The organism is Methanoculleus sediminis, assembly GCF_001017125.1.
Lineage (GTDB): Archaea > Halobacteriota > Methanomicrobia > Methanomicrobiales > Methanoculleaceae > Methanoculleus > Methanoculleus sediminis.
Genome location: NZ_JXOJ01000008.1, coordinates 32,607 through 43,702, shown reverse-complemented (window position 1 = coordinate 43,702; position 11,096 = coordinate 32,607). Strand labels below are relative to the sequence as shown.

At 62.4% G+C, this 11,096-nt stretch carries 9 protein-coding genes; 4 read left to right on the top strand and 5 right to left on the bottom strand.

Going from position 1 to position 11,096, the window contains the following annotated elements:
• Positions 1-296 precede the first annotated feature (296 nt).
• The 4 genes from rqcH (at position 297) to SZ63_RS11355 (ending at position 5,630) form a co-directional block, all read left to right on the top strand.
• Positions 297-2,195, top strand: a complete 1,899-nt coding sequence (rqcH, locus tag SZ63_RS11370) for a ribosome rescue protein RqcH (RefSeq protein ID WP_048185497.1) — start codon at positions 297-299, stop codon at positions 2,193-2,195.
• A complete protein-coding gene (locus SZ63_RS11365; protein ID WP_048185495.1) occupies positions 2,192-3,217 on the top strand; it encodes an mRNA surveillance protein pelota in 1,026 nt (341 codons plus the stop codon). The genes rqcH and SZ63_RS11365 overlap by 4 nt, the downstream gene beginning before the upstream one ends.
• Positions 3,218-3,491: 274 nt before the next feature.
• Positions 3,492-3,854, top strand: a complete 363-nt coding sequence (locus SZ63_RS11360; RefSeq protein ID WP_048185493.1) for an EMC6-like membrane protein — start codon at positions 3,492-3,494, stop codon at positions 3,852-3,854.
• A gap of 6 nt (positions 3,855-3,860) precedes the next feature.
• Positions 3,861-5,630, top strand: coding sequence for a ribosome biogenesis/translation initiation ATPase RLI (locus SZ63_RS11355; protein ID WP_048185491.1), 1,770 nt, complete (start codon positions 3,861-3,863; stop codon positions 5,628-5,630).
• 200 nt (positions 5,631-5,830) lie between these two features.
• Here SZ63_RS11355 and SZ63_RS11350 read toward each other — a convergent pair whose 3' ends face one another.
• From SZ63_RS11350 to cheB, 5 genes are read right to left on the bottom strand one after another with little or no spacing between them, the layout of a single operon-like run.
• Positions 5,831-6,988 (bottom strand): ligand-binding sensor domain-containing protein, encoded by a 1,158-nt coding sequence (locus SZ63_RS11350; RefSeq protein ID WP_241481339.1) that lies wholly within the window; start codon positions 6,986-6,988, stop codon positions 5,831-5,833.
• On the bottom strand, positions 6,973-7,464 hold the full coding sequence (locus tag SZ63_RS11345) for a chemotaxis protein CheD (RefSeq protein ID WP_048185490.1): 492 nt from the start codon (positions 7,462-7,464) through the stop codon (positions 6,973-6,975). Before SZ63_RS11345 ends, SZ63_RS11350 begins: the two co-directional genes overlap by 16 nt.
• Before the next feature lie 17 nt (positions 7,465-7,481).
• On the bottom strand, positions 7,482-8,096 hold the full coding sequence (locus SZ63_RS11340) for a chemotaxis protein CheC (RefSeq protein WP_048185484.1): 615 nt from the start codon (positions 8,094-8,096) through the stop codon (positions 7,482-7,484).
• 12 nt (positions 8,097-8,108) lie between these two features.
• Complete coding sequence (locus SZ63_RS11335) at positions 8,109-10,067, bottom strand: chemotaxis protein CheA (protein ID WP_048185482.1); 1,959 nt, start codon at positions 10,065-10,067, stop codon at positions 8,109-8,111.
• On the bottom strand, positions 10,060-11,094 hold the full coding sequence (cheB, locus tag SZ63_RS11330) for a chemotaxis-specific protein-glutamate methyltransferase CheB (RefSeq protein ID WP_048185481.1): 1,035 nt from the start codon (positions 11,092-11,094) through the stop codon (positions 10,060-10,062). Before cheB ends, SZ63_RS11335 begins: the two co-directional genes overlap by 8 nt.
• Positions 11,095-11,096 lie beyond the last annotated feature (2 nt).

Here is an 11,096-nt window from a genome sequence, read left to right as displayed (position 1 = left end):
CACCTCGAAACTCTTCGAGTTTCTCATGCTCGCTGCGCTCGCACCTCGAAACTCTTCGAGTTTCTCATGCTCGCTGCGCTCGCACTCCCCTTTGTCCCCACCCCCCTTAAGGCGATATCCCCACGGTCCAGTGTACGGGGCTTTGACCTCACTGCCGACCGGGAATTTATGATGTCCAATGAGTTGCTTGTGGGTTTTCCAGTGTGGTGACTCTGACTGCCCCCCGCCCGCTCCCCTCCAATATCAGAACGGCCCGTACCCTTCTTTAGGTACCGGGCCGAATGTATTCTGAATCAATGGCGACACTACAGGGAATGAGCGGGGTCGATCTTCGGGCGCTGACAGCGGAGGCTGCCGATCGCCTTCCGCTCTGGGTCGGCAAGATCTACCAGTTCGATGCGAAGACCCTCGGCATCAGGCTGAATGGTGAAGACCGGGCGAAGTACTTTCTCCTCGTCGAGACGGGACGGCGCGCCCACTTCACCGCGGAGTTTCCTGTGCCTCCAAAGAACCCGCCGAGTTTCGCGATGCTGCTTAGAAAGCACCTCGAAGGCGGGAAGGTGCTCGGCATCCGCCAGCTCGGGCTCGAGCGCACGGTAAGCCTCGATATCGGGAAGCGGGATACGACCTATCACCTCATCTTCGAGCTCTTCGACGAGGGGAACGCCGTTCTCTGCGATGAAAAATATACGATAGTCAAGCCCCTCTGGCACCACCGTTTCAAGACCCGTGAAGTGGTTCCCGGCGCGGTCTACGCCTTCGAGGGATCCGACTGTTCGTCTCAATCGCCGGAGGCGTTCGGGGCGATGCTTGCAGAGTCCGACCGCGATATCGTCAGGACGCTTGCCGTCGGGTGCATGCTCGGCGGCGCGTATGCCGAAGAGGTCTGCCGGGTGGCCGGCGTCGAGAAGAGCGCCGCCGCCGCGGAAGTGGACGCGGAGGCTGTCCGGGATGCGTTCGAACGGCTGATGGCCGATGTAGGAGGACGCCGTGAGCCGGTGATAACGGCGTCCGGATGCTGGCCGGTGGTGCTTGCCGGCGAAGAGGTTCGCGAGCGGTTTGCGACCTTCAGTGAGGCCCTGGATGCGTTCTACCCGAAGACGGCGGGCGAGAAGCAGGGGCCCGCGGCCGAGAAGCCCCGCCTCTCCCAGGCGGAGGTGATCCGCCTGCGGCAGGCGGAGGCGATCAAGGGGTTCGAGAAGAAGATCGAGCGCTATGGGCGGATCGTGGAGGTGATCTACGAGAACTACACGGACGTTGCCGGGATCATAGCGACGCTTGATGAGGCGAGCAAAAACCGGTCGTGGCAGGAGATCGAGCAGATCCTGAAAGCGAACGGCGATAACCCTGCGGTAAAGATGGTCAGGGCAGTTCATCCTGCCGATGCGGCGGTGGACCTCGATCTCTCGGGGGAGCGGGTGAAGATCCACATCCACGAGACGATCGAGCAGAACCTCGGCCGCTACTACGACCAGATCAAGAAGTTCAAGAAGAAGAAGGCAGGCGCGCTTGTGGCGATGGAACGGACAGTTCCCGAGAAGCCCCGGACGAAACGGAACCTTGCCCTCCTGAAAAAGCGGTGGTATCACCGCTTTCGCTGGTTCACCACCAGCGACGGCATTCTTGTCATCGGCGGCCGCGACGCCTCCCAGAACGAGGAACTCGTCAAGAAGTACATGGAGGGCGGGGACCTCTTCGTCCACGCCGACGTCCACGGCGGGAGCGTCGTCATCGTGAAGGGCACGACCGAGCACCTTGACGAGGCCGTGCAGTTCGCCGCCTCCTACTCAAACGCCTGGAAGGTCGGGCACTTCACGGCGGACGTCTATGCCGCCCGGCCCGACCAGGTGAGCAAGACGGCCGAATCCGGCGAGTATGTGGCGAGAGGCGCCTTCATCGTCCGCGGCGAGCGGCAGTATTTCAGGAACGTGCCGCTCGGGGTGGCGATCGGTCTTGCGACAGCACCCGAGGTCGCCGTCATCGGCGGTCCCCCCGGTGCCGTCACCGGGCGTACGAAAGTGTGGGTGGAACTCCGTCCCGGCCAGTTCGAACCGAACGACACCGCAAGGAAGGTAGTCCGGGCACTCAGGGAGAAACTCTCGGAGGACGAGTGGAAAGGGCTCAAAAACGCCTTGAACACCGAAGCGGTCGCCGCTTTCGTCCCGCCGGGAGGCTCCGATATCGTGGAATCATGAAGGCCGAAGTCCGGGAGATGAAGAGGCAGTTCGGCGAGATACGTCTCTTCCCGGAGACGCTCGACGACCTCTGGCACCTCTCCCACCTGGTCGGGCCGGGGGATCTCGTCTTTGCGACGACCTTCCGGAGCGTGGAGGCGGCGACCGACAAACTCCGGCCGGAGAAGGTCGAGAAGCGGCCGGTGCGGCTCGGGATCCGGGTCGAGAAGGTGGAGTTCCACCAGCACACGAACCGTCTCCGGATCGCCGGCGTCATCGAGAGCGGGGTGGATGTCTCTGCACACCACACCCTGAACGTCGATGCCGGGTTCGAGATCTCGGTCGTCAAACGCTGGCGGGCCGTCGACTGCGAACGGATCCGGCGTGCCGTCGATGCCTCCGCATACGGCGTGGTTCACGTCGTGAGCGTCGAGGAGGGGGAGGCGCAGGTCTACCGGCTGCGCCAGTTCGGCCCGGAGTGGGTGACGACCATCACGATCGGGAGCAGCAAGGGTGCCGAGACCGGCACCCGGTCGGCGCTCTTTGAGAAGACGCTTGAGGCGGTCGCCGCGGTCACCGGCCCTCTCGTCGTCGCGGGCCCGGGGTTCGTGAAGGACGAGTTCGCGGAGTACGTGAAGGCCCGTGCCCCCGACCTCGCCGGCCGGATGGTCGCCGTCGAGACCCGGCGCATCGGACGGGGCGCCGTGCAGGAAGTCATCGGGCAGGGGATCCTTGACCGGCTGCTCGGCGACCTGCACCTTGCACGGGAGGTCGCGCTGATGGACGAGGTCCTGCTCCGGATCGCGACCGAGGGCGCCGTCGTCTACGGTATCGACGAAGTCCAGAGAGCGGTTGCCTACGGGGCGGCGGAGACGGTGCTGGTCGCCGACACCCTGCTCCGTGACGATGAGGCTACGGGCGTCATCGAGCAGGCCGAGCGCGTCAACGCAGCGGTCGTGGTGCTGAGCACCGAGTTCGAGCCCGGGGAGCGGCTTGATGCCATCGGCGGCGCCGCGGCGCTTCTGCGGTATAAGATTGAGTGAGACCGGTTTTTTTGGGAATGTGTCCCGAGCATGTCGCACTGCATGCCCATACCTCTCCTGCCGTATCCGCGCGTGGAGAGCGGCCGCAAATCGTCCCGATCCGCCGCCGCCCCTGTTCCGGCGTGCCGCAGGTACCTATCATTTATAACCGGAGAACGCCCTATAATGTAATAATTCCGTCAATCCCGGGAAGTGGCCAGAAGTCGGTTTGCTCCCGCCGGGCCGCCGCCCCGAAGCGACTCCCTTTCAGGAATGGCGCAACACTGGTGTCACGATGAGCGATAATGCGGTAGCAGAAGAAGTCGAAAAGACACGGCCGCGGACCCGTGCCGAGAAACAGGTCGAGCACAGGAATCGGATAAAGCGGACGCTTGTAGCCTGTTTTATGGGCATCCTCGCCGGAGGACTCTCGTTCTACCTCTCCGGCACCCCCGACCCGGTGAGCGGGCTCCAGGAAAACGCCATTATCGGCATCCTTCTCCTGATGGCGGGCGTCGTTTTCCAGAAACACATCTTCATGCTCATCCGGGTTGACTACATGGCCCTGACCGGAAAGGACTGGTTCTACCAGAGTTTCATGACGTTCGCGCTCTGGTTCATGACCTGGACGATCCTCCTGACCACCACCGTTCTGTGATCACCCATGCGTATTGCTGTCGTACACCGTGATCGGTGTCACCCCGTCAAGTGCGGCACCGAGTGCATCCTCTACTGCCCCCGTGTCCGAACCGGCGATGAGACCGTCGTCATCGGCGAAGACCAGAAGGCCATCATATCCGAAGAACTCTGTGTCGGGTGCGGTATCTGCGTGAAGAAGTGCCCCTTCCAGGCGCTCGACATCGTCAACCTCCCCGAACAGCTCGACCAGCCGATCCACCGCTACGGCCAGAACGGCTTCGTCCTCTACGGTCTCCCGATCCCCGTCGAGGGGAAAGTCACGGGCATCCTCGGTCCGAACGGTATCGGGAAAAGCACGTCGGTGAAGATCCTCTCGGGCACGCTCGTCCCGAACCTGGGGAGGACCGATGAAGAGGTCTCCTGGAAGGAGGTCCTCGACCTCTACCAGGGGACCGAACTCTTCGACTACCTCCAGCTCCTCTCGCAGAAGAACGTGAAGGTCGCGGTAAAACCGCAGTATATCGACCAGATCCCGAAGGTCTTCTCCGGGTCGGTGCGCGACCTTCTTGGGACGACGGACGAGCGCGGCAAACTCGACTACTACATCGACCGGCTGACGCTTAAGGCGGTCATCGACCGGCCTATCGCGACCCTCTCCGGCGGCGAACTCCAGCGAGTGGCGCTCGCCGCCTGTCTTTCGCGCGACGCCGACTTCTACTTCCTCGACGAGATCACGCCCTACCTCGACGTCTACCAGCGGATGGCCGCCGCGAACCTGATCCGGGAACTCGCCCAGGAGCGGCCGGTCGTGATCGTCGAGCACGACCTCGCCATCCTCGACATGCTGGCCGATACCGTGCATATCGCCTACGGTGAACCGGCGGTCTTCGGCGTCATCACCCACCCGAAAGGCGTCCGGGTGGGGATCAACCAGTACCTGGAGGGTTTCCTCCCGGAGGAGAACGTCCGGTTCAGGACGTACGCGGTGACGTTCGATACCCGGGCGCATGCGTCCGACGCGGACCGGGAGGTGCTGCTCGAGTTCCCGGCGATGACGAAAGGCTTTACGCAGTTCTCGCTCACCGTCGACGGCGGGGAGATCCGGAGCGGCGAGGTTCTCGGGGTGCTCGGGGCGAACGGTATCGGGAAGAGCACGTTTGCCGGGCTCCTTGCCGGGGTGCTCGAACCCGATACGGGGGCGATGGACACCCGGGTGCGGATCTCCTACAAGCCCCAGTACCTCAAAGGCGATACGGAAGCGACCGTCGAGGAGGTCCTCCGCCAGACGACGACGAAGTTCGACACCTCGTACTACCAGCACGAGATCCTGGAGCCTCTCTCCCTCGCGCAGTTCCTCCAGGCACCCATAAACACGCTCTCGGGCGGCGAACTCCAGCGCGTGGCGATAGCGATCTGCCTCTCGCGCGACGCCGACCTCTACATCCTGGACGAGCCGAGCGCTCACCTCGACGTCGAGCAGCGGGTGAAGATCTCAAGGATGATCAGGAAGCACGCCGAAGGGCGGGACGCGAGCACGCTCGTGATCGACCACGACATCTACGTCATCGACATGATCAGCGACCGCATCCTGGTCTTCGAGGGCGAGCCGGGCATCCGCGGCAAAGCCGCCGGGCCGTTCGACATGGCGGCGGGCATGAACCGGTTCCTCGAGGCGCTCGGGATCACCTTCCGGCGGGACAAGAGCGGAAGGCCGCGGATCAACAAGCCCGGCTCGTTCCTCGACCGGGAGCAGATCGCCGCCGGGGAGTATTACTACACGGAGATCTCGAAGTAGTCGGCGGCAGCGGATCCCTTCTTTTTCGTGAACTCCGGGGTTACAGGCATTCTGGGCCTGTCCACAACGGTTTCGGATCTTCTTCTGAAAGAACTCGTCAGACCTCGGAACGATGAGAAAGCCCGATATAGTGGAGATCGGGAACAGGGGGATCAAGAAAAGCGGGGACCCCTCCCCTGTTTCGCACTCTCACGCCCCGTTCACCCGACGCTCGCCGCGCCGATCAATCCCTCAAAGAAAGCCCAAACCCCGTCAAACAGCCCGGCACTCTCTTCGGGAGTCTCCACCGGTGCCGGGGGCAGTGGCGTCTCCGTTGCATCCGGTGTCGGCACCGGGACGGCGGAGAGATCAAGGGTGGCCCGCTCCGTCCTCGGCGGGATGTAGCCCACGTTTCCGGCAACGACGAACCAGCACCGGCCGTCGCCGTCGACAAAGAGTTTCTTGACGACGTTTGCGCGGATACCGTCTCCGGACGTGATATGCAGGGCAACGGCCGACGAATTCCACCCGTATATCCCGTTATCGGATGCGATATAGAGCATCCCTTCCGGTGTCGCCGCGACGTCGTTGATCGTGACCGGGAACGCGCTCAGGTCTCCGGCACCGAGGACCTCTGTAACCCCGGTATCGGGGGCGTAATGGAGAACCATCGTGCGGTTGAAGAGGTACACCCCCCCGAACGGATCGACCCGCACCTCCGAGACCCCGCGAAGCGTGTCGTCGCGATAGGTGACCCGCTCGAAGCGGACCTCACCCGTCCGATTCCGGAGCACCCGGATACCTTCGTTCTCCGATCCGATGACGAGCGCATCGCTCGCAGCGTCGACCGCCATGCTCACGACGGTGTGGCACCCGAGCCCTTCGGGACCGGCCGGCTTGTACCACGTCCAGTCGTCGTCGTGGCAGCAGTGGAGGCCCGCCCGCCCGGTGGCGATCCACATCTCGTCCCCCCACCGCTCAATGCAGTTGACGTTGAGGTTCTTGAGGAAATCCAGATCCTGGATGGCGCGGTATCCTTTCCCATCTCCGATCTGTAACCCGTTCGGGTACCCGATCCAGAGGTGCCCCTTTGCGTCGAGCGCGACCGCGGTGACCATGTTCTCGAGGGGTGCGAGCAGGCCATACGCCGTCTCTTTTGGATGCCTTGCGTTGACCGAATACCAGGTGCCGTTCTCCGCGTGCACGGAGATACCGCTGTCGGTTGCAAAGATGACGTCTCCATACCGGCCGTTGATTGCGTCCTTCACCCCGGCTGACGCGATGCCCGAATGATAATCGGGCACCTCGACGTACAGGGCCGATGCAGGGGGGCTGAAGAGGAATGCCGCGGCTAAAATGAGGATCAGAGCGCGATGCATGTTCCGTCCGCCCTCTTGATGATGAGGCGTCCCTTCCCCTCCGGCCAGTAGTATACGGATCGCCCGATCTTTCCGCCGGTCTCCTCGTGTTCGATCCTGATGCCCTGTTCCTGAAGCAGTTCCTTCACCACAGCGGCGTTTCGCTCGCCGATATTCAGGGAGTTGGCCGAAAACTCGAACATGCTTGCACCGCCGACCACGATTGCGGTGATCGAGGATTTCGTGCTTCCGAGTTCCACCATCTCTTCGAGGAGAGCGCACATGGCAGTATCTGCGAACTTCCCGGGACGATCGGTCACCCCCCGGCTTTCGGGGAGCATGATGTGGGCGAGCCCCGCAAGGGACCTCCTCTGGTCGTGCAGGATGAGTGCGATGCAGGAACCAAGCCCGATCGTCCCCATCGGGCACTTCCCGACCCGGAGTTCGCCCAGACCCAGGATTATCGCCGTCTCTTCGCCAAAAAAATTGTTCTCCATGGTACCCCGGAGGCTGGTTATGAGAGCGGTTCCATCATCCGTTCCAGCATGAGGAAGAGCTGCTGCGTAAGTTCGGCGTTCGGGAGCATGTAGATGCTCCCGTAGACAGGCGGCGCCTCGCTCGTGAGCTCGGTGTTGAAGATCAGGACGTCGTTCACGTCGCCGGCCACCTGCGCGACGATGGACTCGAAGGCGGCATGCGCCATATCGATGGCCAGCGCCGGGGGAGACGGCAGCATGACGATACCCAGCAGTTCGGCTGTCGCATCAAGGAACGCCGATATCATGATGTTCCCGATCTCGATTGCAGCGCTCTGGTCCATCTCGTTGATCTCGCGATCGGTATCGGTGGTGCCGAGCATCTGGTTGGTCAGCTGGATGACGGTCTCCCGGGGCATGCTGACGACGACATACCCGCCGTCCGCGACCTCCCCCTGAATCTGGAAGACGACCATGGCCGAGATCTCGTTGCTGATGTGGTTGTGCAGGTCGGCGATATCGATGGCCAGCACTTCAGGCACCGTCATCTCGATCGGGCTCATCAGCATCTGCGACAGGGTCGTCGCCGCGTGTGCTGCACCGATATTCCCAAACTCTGCCAGTGCGTCCTTCTGAAACGGATTCAGTTCCATGAAAAATCTCTCCTAAATCATTGTATTTACGTCGAGTACCGGCACGACATCGCCGTCTCCGGGGATGGTGATCCCGCTGATCCCGCGGCAGTTGCCTGCAATGCTGGAAAGCGGTTTCACCACCACTTCCTGCTGGCCGTCGACGGAATCGACGACGATACAGCATCTCCTGCCGTCGTTCTGCAGCACGACCAGCGTGTCGCTCTTCTCCGCCCGGCCGAACATATCGTCCAGGCGGTGCATCGGAAGGGTCTGGTCGCGGAGCAGGATCGCCTCGCTGTTGCCGATCCGGTGGATGGCTTCCAGTCTCGTCTGCGCCACCTCGACGACGTTGCTGACCGGGATGGCGCACCGCATGCCGTTGATGTGCACCATCATGACATCGATGATCGCCATGGTCGGGGGGAGCACCAGCTCGAACTTCGTTCCCCTGCCGACCTCCGTCTCGACCTTGATCGATCCTTTGAGCGATTCGATCGTCTTCTTGACCACATCGAGCCCGACGCCCCTGCCGCTGATGTCGGTGATCGTCTCGGCCGTGCTGAACCCGGGCTCGAAGAGCAGTCCGACCAGTTCGTCTTTCGTTGCGTTTGCTGCCGCCTCCGGTGTCATGAGGCCTTTCTCAACGCCCTTCTTCCGGAGTCTCTCGGGATCGATGCCGGCACCGTCGTCCTCGATCTCGATGATGACGTTGTCCTTGTCCCTCCTTGCCGTCAGCCGCAGAGACCCTTTCGGAGATTTACCGCTGGCGTTTCGGATCTCCGGCGTCTCGATGCCGTGGTTCACGGCGTTCCTGATGATGTGCAGGAGCGGGTCGGAGAGCCCGTCCATCATGCTCCGATCGAGTTCGGTCTCGCCGCCCTCGATGGAGAACTCGACCTCCTTCCCGTCGTGGTTTGCAACGTCCCGCACGACCCGGGGAAGGCGGTTGAAGATGCGCTCGAGCGGCATCATCCGGATCCCCATCATGAGGTTCTGAAGGTCGGAGACCGAACGGCCGACCATGGAGAGCGCCTCGTCGAACTCCTTGATGCCATGCTTCTTCGCGATCTGCTCGAGCCGTCCGCGGTTGATGACCAGATCCTCCACCAGGTTCATCATCCGGTCGAGCCGCTGGATGTCGACGCGGATATTCTTGATCTCGCGGCTCTTCTCGGTTTTCGCCGCCCGCTGAACCTGCGGCGGCGGGATCTGCGGTTCGGAGGGGGCTGGTTCTGGCGCTCGAACCTCCTCGCTCGCTGCCGGCAGCGACTGCGGTGTGGAGAGGGCAAGGAGCGAGAGTTCCGTACCGGATGCGATTGTCCTGAGCGCATCCTCCCCGGCCTCGCTCTCGATGAGAATCTCGAACGGCCCGTCGAACTTTCCGTCCTCAAGGAGTTCCCGCGAGGGGGTCGTCGAGTGGATCGTCCCGATCTCTTCCAGGTTCTGCAGGAGCAGCATCGCCCGGACGTCCTTCATGGTGCTGGACGGGTCGACGCCGACCGTTAACGTATACAGCGGGCGTTCTTCGGCTTCTTCTGCCTGTTCGGGAGGGACCCCGGCGGAAGCCGCCGCAGCGGGAGGTGTCTCCTGCGCGCTCCCCTCCTCTTCTTCGGCAAATGCCTGAAGCTCCTGCACCAGACTTGCGGACTGCTCCCCGGACGGCGTTTCTCCTGCTTCGATGGCATCCAGCATCGCCTCAATGGCGTCGGTACAGGTGAGCAGAAGGTCGGTGAGCGTCGCGGTCACCTCGCGCCGGCCGCTGCGGATGAGCGAGAATACGTCTTCCATCGAGTGACAGAGGTGTTCCATCGCATCAAAGCCCATCGATGCGGACATCCCCTTGAGCGTATGCGCGGACCGGAAGATCTCATCGATAGCTGCCTGCTGGTCATCGCCGTTCTCAAGAGCAAGAAGATTGTTCACGATGTTCTCGTGGTTCTCCCGTGATTCCTCAACAAACAGCTTCCGATATCCCTCTTCGTCAAACATGATTCACCTCGAGTTGACCGACTGCTCTCGTGATCTCGCGTGCGAGGCCGTCGAGCGGAACCACCTTATCGACGCAGTTCCTGGCAAGAGCGGAGCGTGCCATCCCGTATACGAGACAGTCTTCTTCGGTGCATACCATCGTCCTTCCGCCTGCAGTCTTCACTGCGAGCGTCCCCTCGCCGCCGTCGTTCCCCATCCCCGAGAGGAGCACGGAGACTGTGCGCGAGCCGAATACGCGGGCTGCAGAGGCAAAGGTCTTGTCGACGGCAGGCCGAACCGCGTGCAGGCGGGGAGCGGTCGAATGGATGATCCGCCCGTGGTTTTTTCCGTTGCTCGATGCGACTCCCGAGATGACGGTGTGGAACCCGGCCTTTGAGACCAGGACCGTTCCGGTCCGGAGGCTGTCTCCGTTCGCGGTCTCTTTCACGGGGAGAGCGGAGACTCTGCTCAGGCGCTCGGCGAGCGATGCGGTGAACCCCTCGGGCATGTGCTGGGTGACGACGACCGCGGCAGGCAGGTCCGGTGGAAGCGCGGAGAGGAGCGTATCGAGCATCGGCGGACCCCCGGCAGAAGAGCCTATCACAACGACTGCATCCGCCTCGCTCCGGCTGACTGCAGTGGGTTTCACGATCGTCGGGAGCACGACGAGATTTTTGATCTTCTGAACGAGTTCTTTTTCGATGCCCCTGACGTTCGGAACATCCCTCGGTTTGAGCATGAAATCGTCCGCTCCGAGCCGCAGCGCCCGGTGGGTCATATCGGCCTGACGGGAAGTCAGCGTGCTCAGGACGATCACTTTCGGTTTCGTGCCCGCCTTTTGCAGCGCCTCAAGGACCTCAAGACCGCCCATCCGGGGCATCTCGATATCGAGCGTGACGACGTCGGGTTTCAGACCGGATATCTTTTCGAGGGCATCGATGCCGTTGACCGCCGTTCCGACCACTTCGATCTCCGGGCTGTCTTTGAGCAGATCCCGGAGTATCGTGCGGATGAAGAGCGAGTCGTCGACGATCAGAACCCGTATCATAG

Coding starts and splice junctions, on each gene's coding strand:
- rqcH (WP_048185497.1), top strand. CDS start 297: ATGGCGACACTACAGGGAATGAGCGGGGTCGATCTTCGGGCGCTGACA.
- SZ63_RS11365 (WP_048185495.1), top strand. CDS start 2,192: ATGAAGGCCGAAGTCCGGGAGATGAAGAGGCAGTTCGGCGAGATACGT.
- SZ63_RS11360 (WP_048185493.1), top strand. CDS start 3,492: ATGAGCGATAATGCGGTAGCAGAAGAAGTCGAAAAGACACGGCCGCGG.
- SZ63_RS11355 (WP_048185491.1), top strand. CDS start 3,861: ATGCGTATTGCTGTCGTACACCGTGATCGGTGTCACCCCGTCAAGTGC.
- SZ63_RS11350 (WP_241481339.1), bottom strand. CDS start 6,988: ATGCATCGCGCTCTGATCCTCATTTTAGCCGCGGCATTCCTCTTCAGC.
- SZ63_RS11345 (WP_048185490.1), bottom strand. CDS start 7,464: ATGGAGAACAATTTTTTTGGCGAAGAGACGGCGATAATCCTGGGTCTG.
- SZ63_RS11340 (WP_048185484.1), bottom strand. CDS start 8,096: ATGGAACTGAATCCGTTTCAGAAGGACGCACTGGCAGAGTTTGGGAAT.
- SZ63_RS11335 (WP_048185482.1), bottom strand. CDS start 10,067: ATGTTTGACGAAGAGGGATATCGGAAGCTGTTTGTTGAGGAATCACGG.
- cheB (WP_048185481.1), bottom strand. CDS start 11,094: ATGATACGGGTTCTGATCGTCGACGACTCGCTCTTCATCCGCACGATA.